At 66.3% G+C, this 19778-nt stretch carries 17 protein-coding genes; 1 reads left to right on the plus strand and 16 read right to left on the minus strand.

What is annotated here, in order from left to right; translation table 11 throughout:
- Positions 1-42 precede the first annotated feature (42 nt).
- Positions 43-693 carry a lipopolysaccharide kinase InaA family protein gene (locus AC3B6A_RS24685; RefSeq protein WP_488399724.1) on the plus strand — a complete coding sequence of 217 codons (651 nt, stop codon included), beginning with the start codon at positions 43-45 and terminating at the stop codon, positions 691-693.
- On the opposite strand, the gene AC3B6A_RS24690 is transcribed toward AC3B6A_RS24685, so the two are convergent.
- The 16 genes from AC3B6A_RS24690 to glnE form a co-directional block, all read right to left on the minus strand.
- Complete coding sequence (locus AC3B6A_RS24690; RefSeq protein ID WP_488399725.1) at positions 677-1900, minus strand: O-antigen ligase family protein; 1224 nt, start codon at positions 1898-1900, stop codon at positions 677-679. The two genes, AC3B6A_RS24685 and AC3B6A_RS24690, sit on opposite strands and share 17 nt — an antisense overlap.
- A 15-nt stretch (positions 1901-1915) precedes the next feature.
- Positions 1916-2797 carry a glycosyltransferase family 2 protein gene (locus AC3B6A_RS24695; protein WP_488399726.1) on the minus strand — a complete coding sequence of 294 codons (882 nt, stop codon included), beginning with the start codon at positions 2795-2797 and terminating at the stop codon, positions 1916-1918.
- Between the two features lie 15 nt (positions 2798-2812).
- The gene (locus AC3B6A_RS24700; RefSeq protein ID WP_488399727.1) at positions 2813-3769 is read right to left on the minus strand and encodes a glycosyltransferase family protein; all 957 of its coding nucleotides are present in this window, start codon (positions 3767-3769) and stop codon (positions 2813-2815) included.
- A gap of 178 nt (positions 3770-3947) precedes the next feature.
- Positions 3948-4502 (minus strand): serine acetyltransferase, encoded by a 555-nt coding sequence (locus AC3B6A_RS24705; protein WP_488399728.1) that lies wholly within the window; start codon positions 4500-4502, stop codon positions 3948-3950.
- Positions 4502-5416: a WaaZ-like lipopolysaccharide core biosynthesis protein gene (locus tag AC3B6A_RS24710; RefSeq protein ID WP_488399729.1), complete on the minus strand. Its 915-nt coding sequence runs from the start codon at positions 5414-5416 to the stop codon at positions 4502-4504. The genes AC3B6A_RS24705 and AC3B6A_RS24710 overlap by 1 nt, the downstream gene beginning before the upstream one ends.
- 62 nt (positions 5417-5478) lie before the next feature.
- Positions 5479-6612 carry a glycosyltransferase gene (locus AC3B6A_RS24715; protein WP_488399730.1) on the minus strand — a complete coding sequence of 378 codons (1134 nt, stop codon included), beginning with the start codon at positions 6610-6612 and terminating at the stop codon, positions 5479-5481.
- Positions 6596-8353 carry a carbamoyltransferase family protein gene (locus tag AC3B6A_RS24720; protein WP_488399731.1) on the minus strand — a complete coding sequence of 586 codons (1758 nt, stop codon included), beginning with the start codon at positions 8351-8353 and terminating at the stop codon, positions 6596-6598. Before AC3B6A_RS24720 ends, AC3B6A_RS24715 begins: the two co-directional genes overlap by 17 nt.
- A gap of 5 nt (positions 8354-8358) precedes the next feature.
- On the minus strand, positions 8359-9846 hold the full coding sequence (locus tag AC3B6A_RS24725; RefSeq protein ID WP_488399732.1) for a lipopolysaccharide kinase InaA family protein: 1488 nt from the start codon (positions 9844-9846) through the stop codon (positions 8359-8361).
- Positions 9843-10598 (minus strand): lipopolysaccharide kinase InaA family protein, encoded by a 756-nt coding sequence (locus AC3B6A_RS24730; protein ID WP_488399733.1) that lies wholly within the window; start codon positions 10596-10598, stop codon positions 9843-9845. The genes AC3B6A_RS24725 and AC3B6A_RS24730 overlap by 4 nt, the downstream gene beginning before the upstream one ends.
- Entirely contained in the window at positions 10595-11329 is a 735-nt protein-coding gene (locus tag AC3B6A_RS24735) for a lipopolysaccharide kinase InaA family protein (RefSeq protein ID WP_488399734.1), read from the minus strand. Before AC3B6A_RS24735 ends, AC3B6A_RS24730 begins: the two co-directional genes overlap by 4 nt.
- Entirely contained in the window at positions 11329-12135 is an 807-nt protein-coding gene (gene rfaP, locus AC3B6A_RS24740; RefSeq protein ID WP_488399735.1) for a lipopolysaccharide core heptose(I) kinase RfaP, read from the minus strand. The genes AC3B6A_RS24735 and rfaP overlap by 1 nt, the downstream gene beginning before the upstream one ends.
- Positions 12136-12235: 100 nt before the next feature.
- Entirely contained in the window at positions 12236-13357 is a 1122-nt protein-coding gene (locus AC3B6A_RS24745) for a glycosyltransferase family 4 protein (protein ID WP_488399736.1), read from the minus strand.
- A complete protein-coding gene (waaC, locus tag AC3B6A_RS24750; protein ID WP_488399737.1) occupies positions 13354-14424 on the minus strand; it encodes a lipopolysaccharide heptosyltransferase I in 1071 nt (356 codons plus the stop codon). The genes AC3B6A_RS24745 and waaC overlap by 4 nt, the downstream gene beginning before the upstream one ends.
- Positions 14421-15464: a lipopolysaccharide heptosyltransferase II gene (waaF, locus tag AC3B6A_RS24755; protein ID WP_488399738.1), complete on the minus strand. Its 1044-nt coding sequence runs from the start codon at positions 15462-15464 to the stop codon at positions 14421-14423. Before waaF ends, waaC begins: the two co-directional genes overlap by 4 nt.
- Positions 15465-15634: 170 nt before the next feature.
- On the minus strand, positions 15635-16558 hold the full coding sequence (ilvE, locus tag AC3B6A_RS24760; protein ID WP_488399739.1) for a branched-chain-amino-acid transaminase: 924 nt from the start codon (positions 16556-16558) through the stop codon (positions 15635-15637).
- A 47-nt stretch (positions 16559-16605) separates the two neighbouring features.
- The gene (glnE, locus tag AC3B6A_RS24765; protein WP_488399740.1) at positions 16606-19551 is read right to left on the minus strand and encodes a bifunctional [glutamate--ammonia ligase]-adenylyl-L-tyrosine phosphorylase/[glutamate--ammonia-ligase] adenylyltransferase; all 2946 of its coding nucleotides are present in this window, start codon (positions 19549-19551) and stop codon (positions 16606-16608) included.
- Positions 19552-19778 lie beyond the last annotated feature (227 nt).

The raw sequence follows: 19778 nt of genomic DNA on the forward strand, positions 1-19778 counted from the left end.
GCGGCTGGGCTACTATAGCCGGCTCTCGATCAGGAAGCCGTCATGCAAGACCTCGCCCTCTCCGCCTACGAATCGCTACGCGCCGGAGCCCTGGTGCTGGAAGCCGACAAGCATGGCGACAAGGTCCTGCGCCTGGCGGACGGCAACTTCCTGAAACTGTTCCGGCGCAAGCGGCTGATTTCCTCGGCGGCGTTCTATCCCTACGCGCAGCGCTTCGCCGATAACACCCAGACGCTGCAGCGCCTGGCGGTGCCCTGCCCCGAGATCATCGCGGTCTACCGCATTGCCGATATCGCCCGCGACGCGGTGCACTACCGGCCGCTGCCGGGCGACACGCTGCGCCAGGTCATCGCCGCCGGCGAGGGTGACATGCAACTGGCGGCACAGCTGGGCACGCTGATCGCCGAACTGCACGACCAGGGCGTGTACTTCCGTTCACTGCACCTGGGCAACGTGGTAAAGACGCCCGAAGGCAGGCTGGGCCTGATCGACCTCGCCGACATGAAGAAGCAACGCCGGGCGCTGTCGCGCCTGCAGCGCAAGCGCAACTTCGCCCACATGCTGCGCTATGCCAACGACCGCCAGTGGCTGCTGGCGGGCAACACCGACAGCCTGTCGAAGGCTTATCTCGCGCACAGCCAGGTGCGCTGGAGCCTGCCGGAGCTCAAGCAGATCCTCAGCTCGGCTCCATGATCGCCGGCCGTACCTGCGGCCACCGCTCCAGACACAGCCCCAGCAGAATCACCACCCAGGGCATCAGCCACATGGCGCGCGTGCGCTCCCACAGGCTGAAGACGTCGAACTGCATGGCCACGCTGGAAAACACCCAGAGCAGCATCACCGACAGGCCCAGCGCGCGGGTTCGGCAACGCCAGGCGTGGAGGCCGATCATTCCCCACAGCAGCAGGAACACCAGCAGCGCCGGCACGCCGTACTGGAGAGCGGTGTGCGCCAGGAAATTGTGCGCCCCATTGCGGAAGGTGCTACTGCCACTGGATACCGAATAATCGGCGCCAAGTCCCACCCCCAACCAGGAGTGCTGCTGGATCTGTGCCCAGGCATTGCGCAGCAGTTCGAAACGCTGAGAGTCCCCCCGCGCCATCAGGCCCGGCTCGACGACGAACAGAATCGCTCCACCCAGCAGCAACAGCAGTGGCAGCAGCTTGGCAATCCGGCCCGGCACCAGGCTCAGGCTGAAGATCGCCGTGACCATCAGGGCCAACAGCGCCCCCCGGCTGCCGCACAACACCACATAAGCCAGCGAGGCGGCCAGCAGGATCACCCAGGGCAATTGCTGCCAGCCCCGGCGTGGCAGCAGCGGTACGCACATCACAGTGACAAAGGCGATCGAATAGGCTGCCGCATTGGAGTTGTCAAGGAAGCCGCCAAACCCGCTCATGCGTCCATCACGGTAGTGCGGTTGCAGAATCAGGGCAGCCATGCTGTAGATGCCGATCACCAGCGCCAGCGAGAGCATGGCCAGGCGCAGTCGACGCTCGTCCGCACGCCCCCAGAGCACCCAGCCCAGGATCAGCAGCATGAACAGCGACACACCCTTGAGCTCGCCCAGCGGGTCACCCCCCCCCTTGGACCAGAGCAGCGACAGGACCGCCCAGCCGAACAGCGCCAGCAGCACCCACATTTCCCTGTGGGCCCGGAGCAAGTGTCCGAGCTCCTGTCGACGAACAATGCACAGCCACAGCGACGGCAGGTAGACGAACAACACGATCATCTGGGAGTAGAACTTCATAGTCGGCGTCAGCATCACGCCACCGATGCTCCACAGCACGCCGATACCGAGCATCGCCTCGGCGATCCTGCTCCCTCGCCGCTGGCCCGACCCGGTCGGCGTCAGGTGCGGGCACCAGGCCCCCCAGGCGTGCGCTATCACATCCTTCATCGACAAACTTTTCCCTTACCCGAACTTGAACAGCAAATGGCGAATCCGCCGCAAAGTGACGCGATTCCAGCGCCAAGGCGGCAATTGGAGCAGAAGCGACCAGGCATAGCCCTTTTCACTGACTACGGACTGCTTGAGCGCCTTGTTGACGATGCAGGTCATGCCGGCGGCATAGGCCGGATGATCGCGGTAAGGGGCGACCGCCATGCGATCGTAATCGAGCTGGCGCTTGTAGGCCGTCTTCGACAGGTTGCCTTCATGACGGCGGTACCCGCTGACCACATCCGGCAGCACTTCGACCCGATAGCCCAGATACGCGATCTTCAGGGTCATCTGGAAATCCTGGATGCGAATCTCCGGATCGTAGCCGCCGACCCGGTCGATGGCCTCACGGCGGTACATGGCCACGGTTGCACCGATGGCGATGGCCTGCCCCAGCAGGTCGTCGAAGCTGTAGCGGCGCACACCCTCGCGCGGCTCGCCCTTCAGGCGCTTGCCGTCGGCATCGATGTAGACGACGCGCCCACCGAGGCAGCCGACCTCGGGATGTTCCTTCATATAGCGTGCCTGAAGGCGCAGGCGCCCCGGCATCATGATGTCGTCGGAGTCCGGTGTCGCCACCAGCTCGCCACGGGCATGGCTCAAGGCGGTATTGAGCGCGGCACTGACACCCTGGTTGTTCTGGCGATAGAACCGGAATCCATGGAGTTGCTGCAGCGCCTGGATCCTTTCGGCGCTGGCATCCTGCGAACCGTCATCCACCACGATCAGTTCGAAGTTCGGATAGTCCTGCTCGAGAATGCTCAGCAGCGTCTCTTCGATGTAGCACTCGCGGTTGTAGCAAGGCACTAGTACGGAGATCAGCGGGTATTCCGCAGTGCTCTCGGCAACTGCCATTGGATTCGGCACGAGTCAGACTCTCAGCGCCATGCGCAGACGTTCCAGCATGCCTGCCTGCGACCGCTCGCGCAGAGGGGGCGTCATGGCCTGGACGATCCGCGCACCGATCTGCCCGAACCCGAAGCCCTCCTGCGCCAGCGCCCGCCCAGCTTCGGCGATCCGCGCCACCAGTTGCGGATCTGCCCGAAGTTGCTGCAGTTTGCTGCGCAACTGGGGCACGTCGCGATACAACACCACGTTGTGCATGTCCTGCAGACCGAGCGCGCGGTTCTCCGCCTCGCCCTGGTCGTATGCCAGCAGAACGCAGCCGCAGGCCATGGCCTCGAAATTCTTGATCATGTACTCACCCATGCCGACATCCGCGCTGACGAAGAAGCGGATACGGTTGAGGGTGTTCAGGTAGTCCTCACCCGAATTGGTCTTGGTGACCAGCAGGTTTTCCACCCTGCCCAGCTCCTCCAGCAGCGCCTTGCGCCCGCTGTAGGCGACGCTGCCGGTGCTGCCGACGAAAGCCAGCTCGATGTCGCGCTCCCGGCCCAGGTCATGGAGCAGGTCCTGGTCGTAGCCCTTGGGCACGAAGACCGCGTCGAAGCCTTCCTGGCGCAACCGCTCGCTGACCATGTAGCCCGAGCTGATCACCCGCGCCCAGGGCAGGCGGCGGTAGTGCGCGCTGAACTTCCCGGTGTACTTGCAGGGGATGTAGTTCTGGTACGCATCGTGTTCGAGGATGACCAGATTGGGCACGCTGCGGATGAAGGCGGCCTGGCGCATTTCCTTCTTGAAACGCAGGAAGAACAGGATGCGGTCGTACTTTGAGACATCCACCTGCTCGCGGAAATAACGGCGCAGGTTGGCCTGCTCGTCGCTGCTCAACCAGCGCAGGTCGCACTCGCAATGCTCGGCGATGCCGTCATACAGGCGATCGAGGATGGCGCGTTGTTCTTTCTGGACCAGGAACAGAACTTTCAAGACTCACCTTTGCATCCCGGACTGCGGGCAATCGAATTAGCTTACATCCCGGGCCGGATCTGGCTGCCGCTCTGCTTCCATGCGCCTTACCAAGCCTCCCGCGAAGCAGGCCACCGATAAAGGCAATGCGCGCGAAGAGTAGGGGACGCCGAATAAGTCGGTCAAGGCGATCGCCGTTTCAGGACGTGGGGGGAACGATATGACTCTGGCGAACGTTGTAGTAGGTGCAACCCGCGGGAAGGTCCTTGTTGACGAATGACATCGCCCCAATGGTGACACCGCTTCCAATCTTGAGTTCATCGGCGATGATGCAACTGTGCGCGCCAAGGCTGACGTTGTCGCCAATCACCAGGGAGTAGCGGGAAAGCCCCAACGTCTTGATCCCCACGGTCGAGTTCTGCCGGATGAAGAAATTCCTGCCAATCCGCGCATAGCCGGTAATGACGACCCCCGGCAGGTGCGCGATACGGAAGCCCGGACCGATCTGCGCGGCAACGCTGATATCCACGGCATAGCGCCGGTTCAACCTGCGCTGCATGCGCAGCGCATAACGACGCCGCACCCCACCCTTGGCATACAGGAACTGAGCCAGGCGAAACTGCAACAGATAGCGCAGCACATTATGTTTGTAGGCTCGCTTGAGAATGTTGCTCAACAGTCCGATGCGGCTGCCGGGCTTCTTCTTGTTCGAGACTTCGCATTTCCAGCACTCGATCAGTTGCTGCAGATCCATCACGACCTCACTCGAAAACGCTTGCCGCCCTTCGCCACCATCTCACCTTCGAGCAATGCATCCAGATCGGTCGGTTCGACTTTCGGCACGACGCTGGCCGGCAACCGGCTGTCCCGCGACAGATTGAAGAGTTTCAGGGGATACCGGGGCATGACCTTCTCGGCCACGATCCGGAAACTGGGCAGGATATAGTCGTCGAAATCCTCGTCGAGGCTGCTGGGCAAGGCCGCCGAGCCGGTTTCGTAGAAGCGGCCGATGCTCTTGTTCAGGTCCATTCCGACAATGAAAACCTGGCTGAAGCCCAGGTGGCACGCCAACTGCGCTGCGGCATAAGGAATGGTACGGGCGCCAAAATAACCTTTGCTCATGTCGCGGCTGAAGCCTATGCGATTGGTCTTTCTGCGCAACAGGGAGAACCCGCAGATCAGATCGGGATCATTGCGGATGGACCATGCATAAGAGCGATCCGAACGCACAGCCAGGCCATGCATGCGATTGACCCGTTCCAGCAACATGACACTGGCTCTCTGCGGCAACAATGCAGGGTCATGCCGATGCAACGCCTGCAGGCAGTCCAGGCTCATGGCCAGATGGACAGCGCTGCGCGCCCCCAGACAGGCCAGATCCGGACGATCGCGCACGAAGCCGGGATCATCGCAGATATAAAAGAACGGACTGATGTGCTGATCGACGCAACGGACGATGGAACCGTTCATGGCAATGACTGGCCAGTCCGCGTAGCGGGAAAGCGGAAACTCGCCGGCGGACGGCCCGGAGGCTAACAGGAACACACTGCCCTGGTGGCGCCCGCGACAATTTCCGAACTCAGCGATGGGAATCCGAACATCCCCGTCGCTCAGCCAACGCCGACCACTTTCCAGCTCCAGTTCCAACATATGCAATCGCGCGCTCATCAATGAATCGCCAAGGGTCGCACCGGCGTCCAGGCCAAGAAAAGTGGGGATCGGAGGGGCCGCTAGTGGGCTCCGGCAGCAAGCGCTTTTACCAACGGCAAGCTCCAGAACTCGCGGCGCACGGCAGCGTCGGAGAAGCGCGTGTGCAAGCGCTGGTCCATCTGTTGCGCGCAGGCTTCGCGCTGGCCACGGTCGAGCGCCGCCATGTGCCCGAGCCCTTCGGCCAGGGCGTTTTCATCACGCAGCGGGAACAGGATGCCGACGCCTTCGACCACTTCGCCGGCGCCGCCACCAGAGGTGGAGATCACCGGTACACCGGCAGCCATCGCCTCCAGCAGGACCATGCCGAACGGCTCGTGGTCGGAGCTCAGGGCGAATACGTCGAAGGCCTTGAAATAGCGCTTGGCATCAGGCACCTGGCCAAGGAACAGCACGCGCTCGGCGATGCCCAGTTCGCGGGCCAGGTCCTTGAGGTCGTCTTCCAGACGGCCCTTGCCGAGGATCGCCAGCAGGCTGTTGTTCGGCAGCCGCGGCAGAGCCTGGGCGAAACCACGCAGCAGGGTCGCCTGGTCCTTGTCCGGATGCAGACGGCCGACGTTGCCGACCACCCAGGCGTTGTCCGCCAGCCCCAGGTGCTGGCGCGCCGGATAGCGGTCGATCTGAGCGGCCTGCAAGGCGTCGACGTCGACGCGGTTGTACAGGGTCTCGATGCGCTCCTGCGGCCAGGCCGGCAGGCACGCGCGGATCTCGTCGCGCACGGCGTTGGAAACCCCGAGCAGGCTCAGGCGCTCGGCGAAGAAGCGGGCGAACAGCTTGCGCCCCAGGCGCTGAAAGTCGCCGAAGCCGTGGTGCACGCCAATGATCGGCAGCCTGGTGCCGAGCATGGCGATCCAGGTCGGCTTGAAGCGGTGCGCGATGCAGAAGCGGAAGTCACGGGAACGGGCGATCTCGCGCAGATCGCGGATCGCCTTGAGCTTCAGCCCACGGATGTCCCGCGAGCTGTAGTCGAGGAACAGCACCTCGTCGCTGGCGCAGCCGGCAGCCACTTCCGGATCGGGCGCGCCGGTGAGGAACACCGTGGTGACCCGGTAGCCGGTGCCGGCGAACAGGCTGGCGTACTGACGGGCGCAATCCAGGAAGGGCCCGTCATAGCCGTGGCAGAATTGCAGGACGCGCGGTTCAGCCGAGCGAGTCATAGGACTCCGCGCCATCCTTGACCACCAGGATGTCCTGCATGATCAGGTATTGCAGGTCCGACCCGTAGAACATGTTCAGCGCGTCGGTCGGCGAGCAGATCATCGGTTCGCCGCGGCGGTTCAGCGAGGTGTTGAGCGCCACGCCGTTGCCGGTGAGCTTCTCCAGCTCCTTCATCATGTCGTAGTAGCGCGGGTTGAACTCGCGCTTGAGCACCTGGGCGCGGGAGGTGCCGTCCTCGTGGACGACTTCCGGCACGCGGGTCTTCCACTCTTCGTTGACTTCGAAGGTGAAGGTCATGAAGGGCGCCGGGTGGTCGATCTTGAACATCTGCGGGCCGACGGTATCGAGCATCGACGGGCAGAAGGGCCGCCAGCGCTCGCGGAACTTGATCTGCGCGTTGATGCGGTCGGCCACGCCGGCCACGCTCGGGCAGCCGATGATCGAGCGGCCGCCGAGGGCGCGCGGGCCGAACTCCATGCGGCCCTGGAACCAGGCCACCGGGTTGCCGTCGACCAGCACCTTGGCGATCAGCTCGGGCACGTTGTCGATCTTGCGCCAGACCGGCTTGGCCTCGTGGCGGGCGCAGGCGGCGATGACGTCTTCGTTGCTGTATTCCGGGCCGAGGTAGACGTGCTCCATCTTCTCGACCGGCACGCCACGCTCCCAGGACACGTAGGCGGCGGCGCCGACCGCGGTGCCGGCATCGCTGGAGGCGGGCTGCACGTACAGCTCCTTGACCTCGGGACGGGCGATGATCTTCTGGTTGAGCTTGACGTTCAGCGCGCAGCCACCGGCGAAGGCGATCTTGCCGGTTTCGCGGATGATGTCGCCCAGGTAGTAGTCCATCATCTCCAGCGCCAGCTTCTCGAACAGCGCCTGGATGCTGGCGGCGTAGTGGATGTAGGGATCGTCGGCGATGTCGCCTTCACGCTTCGGCCCCAGCCACTCGATCAGCTTGGGCGAGAAGTAGTAGCCCTTGCCCTTTTCCTTGTAGCGGCGGAAGCCGATGACGTTGGCGTAGTCGGTGTTGATGATCAGCTCGCCGTTCTCGAACTTGGCGAGGCGGGAGAAATCGTACTTGCTGGCATCGCCGTAGGGCGCCATGCCCATGACCTTGAACTCGCCGTCGAGCATGTCGAAACCGAGGTATTCGGTGATCGCGCCGTACAGGCCACCCAGGGAGTCCGGATCGTAGAACTCCTTGATCTTGTGGATCTTGCCGTTCTCGCCATAGCCGAAGAAGGTGGTGGCGTACTCGCCCTTGCCGTCGATCCCGAGGATCGCGGTCTTCTCCTTGAAGCCGGAGCAGTGGTAGGCGCTGGAGGCGTGGGCCAGGTGGTGCTCGACCGGCTGGATCTTGACCTTTTTCAGGTCGAAGCCCAGCTGCTGCAGGCACCACTGGATGCGCTTGTAGTAGCGGTGATAGCGGCGGTTGCCGAGCAGGATGGCGTCCAGCGCGCGGTCCGGCGCGTAGGCGTAGCGCTTGGCGTAGTGCCAGCGGGCCTTGTCGAAGATGCTGATGGGGGCGAAGGGAATGGCCACCACGTCAACGTCCGACGGCTTGATCCCGGCCTGCTCCAGGCAGAACTTGGCCGACTCGTAGGGCATGCGGTTCTTCGCGTGCTTGTCGCGGACGAAGCGCTCTTCTTCGACAGCCGCGACCAGCTTGCCGTCGATGTACAGGGCGGCGGAAGGGTCATGGCTTACGGCGCCGGACAGGCCGAGGATGGTCAATGCCACAGGGTCTAGCCTCTTTCATCTGGGCGGGTGCCGGGCACCCGCGGTAAACGTTCGTCGAGCAGCTGGTGCAATGCGCTGCCCTCTGGCCAGTTGCGCAGGAAGCGCGCACGGTCGCGGGCGTAGGCGCGGGCGAAGCTCGCCTCTCGCGAGTGGCGCTGCATGGCGTCGAGGTCGATCAAGGACCATTGCCCGCCTTCGCCCTGCTCCTGCCAGAACAGGTTGTGCCCCTTCAGGTCGCCGTGGCTGATGCGTTCGCGCACCAGCGCCGCGAACAGTCTGTCCAGGGCTGCAAGGTCTGTTTCCGGCGGCAGGCCGCCCCCCTCCGGTTGGTCCAGGTAGGGTTTGAAACGGGCGATTATATCCTGACCCGCCAGGTAATCGGTAATCAGGAAGGCCGGGCCGCGCAGCCACAGCCAGCGGCGCTCGATGACCGCCAGCGGGCGCGGCGTGGCGATGCCGAGGAAGTCCAGGCGGTTGCCCTCGCGCCAGGACGCCCAGGCGCGGCTGGGGCGCCAGAAGCGCTTGAACCAGTGCAGCAGGTTCTTGATGTTGTAGCGCTTGACCACCAGCGGCCGGCCATCCAGCTCGACACGGGCGACGGTGGCGGCGCCACCGGTCTTGTAGATGTGCCCCCTGGCGATGAAGGCATCCGGGTCGGCCAGCAGCGGCTGCAGCCCCTCCTCCTGTTCGCGGCGCACCGCACGCAGGCCGAACGGTCCCTTGAACACGCTGAACAGGCTGCAGTCGCGGGCGATCTTCTTCATCAGGTCGCCGACGCGCCAGCGTCGAACCCTGGCGATTTCCTTCTGCAGGGCTTCCAGCGGCAGCGCGTGCTCACCGTTGGCCAGCAGATAGTGGATCAGCAGTTCTTCCAGATGGGGATCGAGACTGGCCGGCAACTGGGCGAAGAACACGCCGAGGTTTTCCAGCACATGCTTGCGCGACAACGGCTGCCCCGGGGTTTCCGCGCGGATGCCGGCGCCGTCGATCAGGTACAGCTGGCCGGCGTGGCGCAACAGGTTGTCCAGGTGCAGGTCTTCCTGCCACAGGCCCTTGGCGTGCAGCTGGGCGATGGCGGTCAGCGCTTCGGCGATGACCGCGGTTTGTCCATCGGACAGCGGCGGCTCGCCTTCCACGGCGCGCCAGGCGTCCCACAGGCTCTGCGCGCCGTCGAGGAACTCGAAGAGCAACCAGCCGCCCTCGCCATCCTGCAGGCCGTCGGCCAGCAGCGCCGGCGTGGTCAGGCCCTGCCCGGCGAGCAGGCGCACGCCTTCGCGCTCGCGCTGGAAATGCCGCGCCGCCTTGCCGCCGACCAGCAGCTTGGCCAGCACCGGGCGGCCGCGCCAGTTGGCCGCACCGACGTAGCGCTGCCCGGGCAGCACGCGCAGCAGGCTGTCCAGGCGCAGTTCGGCCGGGCCGGCGCCGTCTTCCAGCTCGACACGCAGCGGCAGCGCGGGCGTGCGACCGGCGTCGCGCAGGGCGGACAACCTCATGCGCGGCCTTCCTTCTTCTTGCGCCGCGCGCCGAGGCGGCGGTACCAGTCATCGACTTCCCGGCCGCTGGCCGAGGTGCCCAGATAGGCCGCCAGCAGGTTGCGCACATCGGTCTCGTTCCAGTCCGGCGCGCGGCGCAGCAGCGGTTCGAGGTCGCGCACGCGGTCGTGCTGGCCGAGCCACAGCGGACGGGTCTTCTCCAAGTCGATCAGGGTCGCCTCGAAGGCCTCGTCGGTCTCGCGCAGGAAGATGTGCTTGGGGTAGAAGCAGCCGTGCATCTGCCCGGCCTCGTGCAGGCGGCGGGCGAGCATACCGCAGGCGCGCAGGATCGCCAGGCGCCGCTCCGGCGCGAGGTTCGACCAGTTCTGCAGGTAGCTGTCCAGGTCGCGCCAGCCTTCCAGCGCGCGGGTCATCAGGATCGCCCGGCGCTCGCCGCCGACCTGCCGCGCGCCGAAGAAGGCCGCCTGCATCGACGGGATGCCGAGCTGGTGGTAGCGCTGGATGTTGCGGAACTCACGGCTGAAGGTCGGTTCGCCCAGCGGCCGCCTCAGGCTGCGGGTCAGGTGGTTGCTCTGGCGCTTGAGGTAGTAGGCGGTGCCGTCCAGCTCCAGGCGGTAGACGCTGCTCCAGCCACCGCGCTCGGTGTTGGGCTCGTCCACGGCGTCCAGCTGCAGGTTCCACAGGGCATCGAAATCGGCCAGGGCATTGCGTTCGAGCAGCGCCTGGTCGTCGCTGGCAATGAAATCCTTCACTCGCGTCCCTCGAAGAAATGGACGATGCGCCGCACGCGCTTCTTGTCCGAGGCGTTGAGTCGCTCGCGGCGCCGGTACAGCAGGTAGAACTGCAGGCGCTGGGTGTACGACAGGTGATACTTGGCGACCTTGTCGAGGGTCGCCAGATCCTTGGTGATGCGGTAGCGGAGCATGAAGCCGATCCAGTAGCCGCCGATCGGGCAGTCGATGAAAAACACCGTGCCGGCCTCGTCCACCAGGATGTTGCGCCACTTCAGGTCGTTATGGGTGAAGTGGTGGTCGTGCATGATCCGCGTGTAGGCCGCCAGCTGCCGGCTGACGTGCTCGACCCAGGCGCGGTCCCGCAGGCGCGGGTCGTTGCGCTTGGCCAGGGCGTGGAGGTCCTCGGTGCCGACCAGCTCGCGGGTGATGATCGCGCCGCGGGCGAAGGCGCCGTCGACCCGCTCCAGGCCCTGGGCCACCACCTGCGCGGTGGGAATGCCCCACTTGGCGAACTGCTTGAGGTTCTGCCACTCGGCCTTGACCCGCGGGCGCGGCAGGTAGCGGCGCAGTCCCTTGCCCGGCTTGCGGTAGCGCTTGACGTAATAGCGCACGCCGTCGCGCTCCACGCGCACGACATCGGACATCGCATCCTTGGTGATGCGCTCGCCTTCGAGGGCGAACACGGCATCCAGGCTGCCGAAATCGGCGGCGAGATGCTGGTAGTCGGCTTCGAGTACCCAGCCGGCCATCAGAGCAGGTCTCCGTAGCGTTGCTTGCGGTCGTAGAGCTTGGCCGCCTTGCGTTCCATCCAGGCCAGCAGCGCGGCTTCCTCGCGGAGGATGTCGCGCAGCGGGCGCTGGAAGTAACCGCGCAGGAAGCGCAGCTTGTCGCGGCGGGTCAGGCCGATGTCCAGCGCGGAGAAATACAGCGCCGCCAGGTCCTTGTCGCGCCAGCGGCGCGGCGTGGCGGCGCGGGTCTGGGCGCGGTGCAGGTCGATCACCGACAGGCGCAGGTCGTCGGCGCCGATCGGGCGGTCGGTGTGCAGCAGGAAATGGCAGATGTAGCAGTCGCGGTGGTTCACCCCGGCGCGGTGCATGGTGCCGACCATCTTCGCCACCTCGGCGATCAGCGCGCGCTTGAGACGCGGCTCGGGCGGCGTTTTCAGCCAGTCGAGGGAAAAGACTTCGAGGTCGGTGGTCGGCGCCAGCTCCTCGGTGATGATGAAGGAGTGCTGCGCGGCCGGATTGCCGCCGCGCTCGCCATAGGCCACCGCGGTCATGGTCGCCACGCCGGCCTGGTGCAGGCGCTCCAGGGCGCGCTGCTCCTGGCCCGCGCCGAGCACCGGGAGCTTGGCGCTGAACAGGTTCTTGACGATCTCGCCCCAGCCGATGCCGCGGTGGATCTTCACGAAGTAGCCGCGCCCGTCGACTTCGGTGCGCAGGGTGCGGCGGCCTTCCAGTTCACGGTAGACCTTGCCCTGCAGGCGCTCGACTTCGGCGAAGGGGTCCTTGCCGGCCCAGAGGCGCTTGAACGGCTCTTTCAATTCCAACTTCACAGCGAGCCCTCGCTTGTAGGAGCGAGCTTGCTCGCGAACGGGTTGGCACGGAGCGTTCGGCTGTTCGCGAGCAAGCTCGCTCCTACGAGAGCACGAACGTTCATGGGCGCTCCTGCAGGATCAGGTCGGCGGCGTGCTGCGGCATGCTGTAGAGGTCGGCGCTGTCGGCGAAGGCCAGGCCGTTGCGCGACCACTCGGCGCGCGCCGCGTCATCCTCCAGCATGTCCTTGAGCAGGGCGTTGAAGCGCTCCTGCTCGAAGGGCGACGGCACCACGCGACCGGCGCGGGCCTCGTCGATGTAATGGGCGTAGCCGCAGACGTCGGTGACCAGCACCGGCAGCCCCGCCACCACCGCCTCCAGCAGCACGGTGCCGGTGTTTTCGTTGTAGGCCGGATGGATCAGCAGGTCGGCGCCGAGCAGGAAGCGCGGGATGTCGCTGCGCCCCTTGAGGATCTGCACGTTGTCCGACAGGCCCAGCGCCTTCACTTGCAGCAGGAACGGCTTGGGGTCGTCCTGGCCGATGGCGATCAGCCGGGTGCGCTTGCGCAGCGCGCGCGGCAGCGCGGCCAGCGCCTTGAGGCTGCGGTCCAGGCCCTTGGTCTTGAAGCCGGAACCGATCTGCGCCAGCAGCAGGTCGTCATCCGCCAGCTTGAACTCGCGGCGGAACTCGGCGCGGATTTCGGCGGCGTTGGCCGGCGCGCGGCGATCCTGGGCGATACCCGGCGGCAGCAGGTGGAAGCGCGCCTCGGGGGTGCGGTAATGCTTGATGAACAGCGGCTGCTGCACCTCGGAGATCATCAGGATCTCGGTCCTGGACTCGGGCGCGAACACCGCGCGCTCGTAGTCGGCGAAGTGCCTGTAGCGGCCCCAGCGGCGGTAGATCGGGTTGCGCAGGGTCTGCGCCTTGTCCTCGAAGCAGCCGTCGGCGGCGTAGTAGAGGTCCAGGCCCGGCATCTTGTTGAAGCCGATCACCCGGTCCACCGGCGAGCGCGCGAGGTCGGCGGCCAGCCAGGCGCTGAATTTCTCGTTGCGCCGGTGGTTGAACAGCGCCTTCACCGGCGCCACCCGTACGTCGAAGCCGGGCGGCACCTCGCCTTCCCAGATCGGCGTGTAGACGCGGATGGCATGGCCGCGCCGCTGGCACTCCAGGGCGATGCGCATGAAGTCGCGCTGCAGCCCGCCGAACGGGAAGTATTTGTAGAGAACGAAAGCCAGGATCATCGAAGCGTCTCCGGGGCCAGCAGCAGCGCCTCCAGCTGGATCGCCACGCGCTGCGGATTCAGGCGCGTGAAGCACAGGGGCTGTTCATGCCGCAGGTCGAACTGGCGCTTGTCTTCGGCCGTCGGCTGGTAGGTGCAGGTCTTCTGCAGGCAGGGCGCGCAGGGCCAGTCGCTGGCCAGGTGTACCTGCGAGCGCCCGTAGGCGCCGGTCAATCCCGGGTTGGTCGGGCCGAACAGCGAGAGGGTCGGCACGTCCAGGGCGGCCGCCAGGTGTCCGAGCCCGGTGTCGACCGCCACGCAGGCGGAAGCGCCGGCCAGTACCTTGGCCATGCCGGCGAGGCTTAACTTGGGGAGCACCGAGGCGTTTTCCAAGCCCTGGGCCAGCCGCTCGGCGCGCTGCCGCTCGGCATCGTTGCCCCAGGGCAGGCGCACCGACCAGCCGCGCTCGCCCATGCGCTGCGCCAGCTCGCGCCAGTAGGCCTCGGGCCAGTGCTTGGTGACCCAGGTGGTGCCGTGCAGGAACACCAGGTAGGGCTCGCCTTCCACCGAGTCCAGCAGGCGGCTGCGGTCCAGGCCATAGTCGCCGGTGCCGGCCGGCAGCGGGTAGTCCAGCGCCTGGGCGAACAGCTGGCGCACGCGCTCGACGGCGTGCTGGCCCCAGGCGACCGGGTAGGTGCGCGTGTAGAAGCGGCTGGCGGCCGGCTCGCGGGCGGACTCGCGGTCCAGCCCCACGACCGGCGTGCGGCGGCGCACGTAGCGGGTCAGCCAGGCGCTCTTGAGCAGGCCCTGGGCGTCGATCACCAGGTCGTAATCGACCTCCTTCAGGCGCCGCTTGAAGCGGCTCCATTCGCCGCTCCTGAGCGTCTGCCAGAGGTTCTTGCGCCAGCGGCGGATCGCCACCGGGATCACCTGGGCCACCGCCGGATGCCAGGCGGGAATCTCGGCGAAACCTTCCTCGACCACCCAGTCGAACTGGATGCCGGGAATGGCGCGGGCGGCGTCGGTCAATGCCGGCAGGGTGTGGATGACATCGCCCAGGGACGAGGTCTTGATCAGCAGAACCCTCATTCAGCGCTTTCCACATCCACCGGGTCGGCGACCAGTCGGTCCAGGGCTTCGAGCACCGGACGCGGCTTGAGTTCGCGCAGGCAGTTGTAGTGGCCGAAGCGGCACACGCGGTCGAAGCAGGGGCTGCAGTCGAGGCCGAGGCGGACGATTTCCACATGCTCGGCCAGCGGCGGGGTGAACTGCGGCGAGGTGGAACCGTAGACCGCCACCAGCGGGCGGTTCAGCGCGGCGGCCACGTGCATCAGGCCGGAGTCGTTGGTGACCACGGCACCGGCGCAGGACATCAGGTCGATGGCCTCGGCCAGGGCGGTCTCGCCTGCCAGGTTCACCGACTCCTCGCGCAGGCCGGGGATCAGCCGCGAACGGATGTCCTCGCCGCCGGGATGGTCGTTCTTCGAGCCGAAGATCCACACCTGCCAGCCGGCGCGGATCTTCGCCTCGGCGACCTGGGCGTAATACTCCGCCGGCCAGCGCTTGGCCTCGCCGAACTCGGCGCCGGGGCACAGCGCCAGCACCGGGCGGTCCAGGCTCAGGCCGAACCTGGCCAGGGCGGCCTCGCGGCTCTGCGCCTCGATGGACAGCCGCGGCTGCGGATAGGGCTGCGGCAGCTCGGCGCCCGGCTCGTAGGCCAGCGCCATGAAGCGTTCGATCATCAGCGGGTAGCGCTCTTTATCCAGCGCGCGGATGTCGTTGAGCAGGCCGTAGCGCATCTCGCCCTTCCAGCCGGTGCGCCTGGGAATGCCGGCGAAGTACGGCACCAACGCGGACTTGAGCGAATTCGGCAGCAGGATGGCCTGGTCGTATTGCCCCTTGAGGGATTTGCCGATGCGCCGGCGCGCGGCGATATCCAGCACGCCGTGGCCAAGCGGGAAGCTCAGGGCCTGGCGCACTTCGGGCATGCGCTCGAGGATCGGCCGGCTCCAGTCGGGCGCCAGCACGTCGATCACACAGTCGGGATGGCGCTGCTTCAGGCAGTGGAACAGCGTCTGCGCCATCACCATGTCGCCCACCCAGGAGGGGCCTACGATCAGAATTCTCATGCGTTTTCCAGAAACGACCGGGGAGGCTCACGCCTCCCCGTTCTCATTCACCGTTGCCGTGCGGCGCAGGCCTCGCGGACGGGCTCCGGGCATCGAACGCCCGGAGTCCGGCGCGACCGACAACGCGGCCGGGCCGGTTTCACCCTTCCCCGTGACCCGGCGCAAGGGCATCACTTGACCAGGGTGCGCCATTCCGGGTGGGCGCTGGTCTTGCCGGTGACCAGATCGAAGTAGGCCTTCTGCAGCTTCTCGGTCACCGGGCCACGGCGGCCGAGGCCGATCTGGCGGCCGTCGACTTCGCGGATCGGGGTGACTTCGGCGGCGGTGCCGGTGAAGAAGGCTTCGTCGGCGATGTACACCTCGTCGCGGGTGATGCGCTTCTCGATCACCTTGATGCCCAGCTCGCCGGCCAGGGTCAGCACGGTGCCGCGGGTGATGCCGTTCAGGCAGGCGGTGACTTCCGGGGTGTAGATCACGCCGTCCTTGATGATGAAGATGTTCTCGCCCGAGCCTTCGGCCACGTAGCCTTCCGGGTCCAGCATCATGGCTTCGTCGGCGCCGCCGGAAATGGCTTCCTGCAGGGCCAGCATGGAGTTGATGTAGGCACCGTTGGACTTGGCGCGGGTCATCGAGATGTTCACGTGGTGGCGGGTGAAGGAGCTGGTGCGCACCTTGATGCCCTGCTCCAGGGCGTCGTCGCCCATGTAGGCGCCCCAGTGCCAGGCGGCCACGATCACGTGGACCTTCAGGCCGGAGGCGCGCAGGCCCATGCCTTCGCTTCCGTAGAAGACCATCGGGCGGATGTAGGCGCTTTCCAGGTTGTTCTCGCGGACTGCGGCGCGGGTGGCTTCGTTGACCTCTTCCTTGGTGAACGGCAGCTTCATGTTCATGATGTGCGCCGAATCGAACAGGCGGTCGGTGTGCGCCTGCAGGCGGAAGATCGCGGTGCCTTCCGGGGTGTTGTAGGCGCGCACGCCCTCGAACACGCCCATGCCGTAGTGCAGGGTGTGGGTCAGCACATGGGTGGTCGCATCGCGCCACTGCACCAGTTCACCGTCATACCAGATCACACCATCACGATCGGCCATCGACATCTTTGCCAGCTCCTTACGAAATATTTCGTTGGTTATGCCCGGGGATTTCAGGTCAGCGCGAGCGCCGTCCACATCCTCATCACTCCGCGCCGTTCATCATGGAAATGGTCACCACTCACGACACCCGGCTGCTTCTGCAAAGCCAATCTGTGGGCGGCTGCGCGATAGGCCTTGTAGGCCTCCTGCAGGAGACGGACGTCCTCGCTGGCGATCAGGCCAGCCCGTTCCAGCCCTTCCAGAATGCGGATGTTGTCGGTGAACTGCAGCAATTCGGGATGCTGCCACGACCAGGCCAGGGCCGCATATTGCACCATAAATTCGATATCGACGATACCACCGGCGTCCTGCTTGAGATCGAACGGCGCCGCCGCCTCGAAGGCATTCGGCAGGGTTCCGGCGGCGGTGCCGGGAGTGCCCAGGTTGTCGCGCATCTTCGCGCGCATCTCGCTGACTTCCCGGCGCAGTTCGTCCAGGTCGCGCTGCTGGCCGATGATCTTCGCGCGGATCGCCTCGAACGCCCCGGCCACCCGCTTGCAGCCGGCCAGCACCCGCGCGCGCACCAGCGCCTGGTGCTCCCAGGTCCAGGCCTCGCCCGACTGGTAGGCCTCGAAGGCGCGCAGCGAGCTGACCAGCAGGCCGGAGGCGCCGCTGGGACGCAGGCGCATGTCCACCTCATAGAGGGTGCCGGAGGTCGTCTGCGCGGTGAGGAAGTGGATGATCTTCTGCCCCAGGCGGGTGAAGAACTGCGCGCCGTCGATGGGCTTGGCGCCGTCGGTCTCGCACTGCGGGTCGCCGTCGTGGACGAACACCAGGTCCAGGTCCGAGCCGTGGCCCAGCTCCAGCCCGCCGACCTTGCCGTAGCCGACCACGATGAAGTCCGGATCGCACGGCGTGCCGTCGGCGCGGCTGGGCCGGCCATGGCGGCGCACCAGCTGGTCCCAGGCCAGCACCAGCACCTGTTCGAGGATCGCCTCGGCCAGCCAGGTCAGGTAGTCGCTGACCTTCATCAGCGGCAGGGTGCCGGCGATTTCCGAGGCCACCACGCGCAGGCCGTGGGCCAGCTTGAAGTGGCGCAGGGTCTCCATCTGCTGTTCGAGGTCGTCCTCGGGGATGCGCATCAGCCGCTCGCGCAGCTCGGCGCCCAGCTCGGCGGCCTGCGGCGGGCGGAACAGCCGCCCTTCATTCAATAGCTCGTCGAGCAGGATCGGGAAGCGGGCGATCTGCTCGGCCACCATTGGGCTGGCCGCGCAGAGCGTCAGCAGGCGCTCCAGCGCGCCGGGGTTCTCGGTGAGCAGCACGAGATAGGCCGAACGCCGCGCCACCGCCTCGATCAGCGGCAGCACGCGCTCCAGCAGGACGTCCGCCGGGCCGCGCTCGGCGATCATGTTCAGCAGGCGCGGCATGAAGGCGTCCAGCCGCTCCCGGCCCAGGCGCTGCATGGCGCGCACCTGCGGACCGTGGCGCAGGTCGGTGAGGCGCTTCCAGGCCGCCGCCGGCTCGGCGAAACCGGCATCGGCGAACTGCCGGCAGGCGGACTCCTCGTCCACCGCCTCTTCCCAGATCGGGATCCACTCGCCGCCGATGGTGGCGTCGACCTTGCCGTCCTCGTCCTCGTCCGGGTCGGCGATGACCTGGCGGAAGTGCCAGTCGATGCGCTCGCGCCAGTGGCCGATGGCCTCATGGAAGGCCGACCAGTTGGCGTGGCCCATGATGAAGGCGACGCGGATGCGCTCCAGTTCGTCCTCCGGCAGCATCTGCGTCTGGCGGTCGGCGATGGCTTGCAGGGCATGCTCGGCGTAGCGCAGGAATTCGTAGCCTTCGCGCAGCTCGGCGACCACCTGCGGCGGCAGGTAGCCCTGCCCCTCGAGGATCGCCAGCACCCGCAGCAGCGGCCGCTGCTGCAGGCTGAGGTCGCGGCCGCCGTGGATCAGCTGGAAGGCCTGGGCGATGAACTCCACCTCGCGGATGCCGCCGGCGCCCAGCTTGATGTTCTCGCTCATGCCCTTGCGCCGGACTTCCTGCTGGATCAGCTGCTTCATGCTGCGCAGCGCCTCGATGGCGGAGAAGTCCAGGTAGCGGCGGTAGACGAACGGCCGCAGCAGCTCCAGCAGGCGCTGGCCGGCCTCCAGGTCGCCGCCGACCACCCGCGCCTTGATCATCGCGTAGCGTTCCCAGTCGCGGCCCTGGTCCTGGTAGTACTGCTCCAGCGCGGCGAAGCTGTACACCAGCGGGCCGCTGGAGCCGTAGGGGCGCAGGCGCATGTCGACGCGGAAGGCGAAGCCGTCGACGGTGATGGCGTCCAGCGCCTTGATCAGCTTCTGCCCCAGGCGGGTGAAGAATTCCTGGTTGTCCAGCGCGCGCTTGGCGCCCTGGGTCTCGCCGCCTTCGGGGTAGCCGAAGATCAGGTCGATGTCGGACGACAGGTTCAGCTCGCCCGCCCCCAGCTTGCCCATGCCCAGCACGACCAGTTGCTGCGGCTGCCCGGAACGGTTGCCGATGGGCGTGCCGAACTGCTGGCAGTGGCGGAGGTGCAACCAGTGGCAGGCCTGGTCGATGCAGGCATCGGCGAGGTCGGACAGGTCGCGGCAGGTGCCGGCCAGGTCGCAGCGGCGGGTCAGGTCGCGCCAGATGATGCGCACCTGCTGGTTCCGGCGGAAACGGCGCAGGCGGCGGCCCAGTTCGTCTTCATCGGCGCAATCCTGCAGCAGCGCTTCCAGCCACGCGCGCATTTCGCCCGGCTGCAGGCCGCGCTCCAGGTCGCCGCTCGCGGCCAGCTCCAATAGAAAGGCGGGATCACGCCCCACCTGCTCGGCGACGAAATCGCTGCCGGCGCAGACGCGGGCGAAATCGGCATGCCGTTCGTCGGACCAGGCATCGAGCTGCGCGGCATGCTCGGGGGAAAGCTGGGAAACGGCGGTGCGGAAACTTTGCTCCGCCCGCTCGGCGAGGGGCTTCAGCGTGGCCGGTACGGCGGCCAGGGACGGCAGGCTCATGATCTATCCTGGGTGGTCGGCGAGGCGCCGGCATTCCTGTCTTTTCGCGCCCCTGTAGTTTTACTACTAACTTTTTCTGGCGGAGGGGTGTATCCATTGGCGTTTTGTAGTAAAACTACAACCCGCCGGAAACACCCCGGAGCACTTCCAAGAATTCGCCGCGTCGCCCACAAGGCCGGCGCAGCTGTCGGCAACGATCTACTGGCTTCCGATTCTGGAAGCCTTTC

Source organism: Pseudomonas sp. B12(2026) (genome assembly GCF_057767015.1).

What these genes read in the sequence shown, in the direction of transcription:
- AC3B6A_RS24715 (WP_488399730.1), bottom strand. Translation starts at nt 6,612, where the DNA reads ATGACTCGCTCGGCTGAACCGCGCGTCCTGCAATTCTGCCACGGCTAT.
- AC3B6A_RS24695 (WP_488399726.1), bottom strand. Translation starts at nt 2,797, where the DNA reads ATGGCAGTTGCCGAGAGCACTGCGGAATACCCGCTGATCTCCGTACTA.
- AC3B6A_RS24745 (WP_488399736.1), bottom strand. Translation starts at nt 13,357, where the DNA reads ATGATCCTGGCTTTCGTTCTCTACAAATACTTCCCGTTCGGCGGGCTG.
- AC3B6A_RS24705 (WP_488399728.1), bottom strand. Translation starts at nt 4,502, where the DNA reads ATGGATCTGCAGCAACTGATCGAGTGCTGGAAATGCGAAGTCTCGAAC.
- AC3B6A_RS24690 (WP_488399725.1), bottom strand. Translation starts at nt 1,900, where the DNA reads ATGAAGGATGTGATAGCGCACGCCTGGGGGGCCTGGTGCCCGCACCTG.
- AC3B6A_RS24735 (WP_488399734.1), bottom strand. Translation starts at nt 11,329, where the DNA reads ATGGCCGGCTGGGTACTCGAAGCCGACTACCAGCATCTCGCCGCCGAT.
- AC3B6A_RS24725 (WP_488399732.1), bottom strand. Translation starts at nt 9,846, where the DNA reads ATGAGGTTGTCCGCCCTGCGCGACGCCGGTCGCACGCCCGCGCTGCCG.
- glnE (WP_488399740.1), bottom strand. Translation starts at nt 19,551, where the DNA reads ATGAGCCTGCCGTCCCTGGCCGCCGTACCGGCCACGCTGAAGCCCCTC.
- AC3B6A_RS24710 (WP_488399729.1), bottom strand. Translation starts at nt 5,416, where the DNA reads ATGAGCGCGCGATTGCATATGTTGGAACTGGAGCTGGAAAGTGGTCGG.
- waaF (WP_488399738.1), bottom strand. Translation starts at nt 15,464, where the DNA reads ATGAGAATTCTGATCGTAGGCCCCTCCTGGGTGGGCGACATGGTGATG.
- AC3B6A_RS24685 (WP_488399724.1), top strand. Translation starts at nt 43, where the DNA reads ATGCAAGACCTCGCCCTCTCCGCCTACGAATCGCTACGCGCCGGAGCC.
- ilvE (WP_488399739.1), bottom strand. Translation starts at nt 16,558, where the DNA reads ATGTCGATGGCCGATCGTGATGGTGTGATCTGGTATGACGGTGAACTG.
- waaC (WP_488399737.1), bottom strand. Translation starts at nt 14,424, where the DNA reads ATGAGGGTTCTGCTGATCAAGACCTCGTCCCTGGGCGATGTCATCCAC.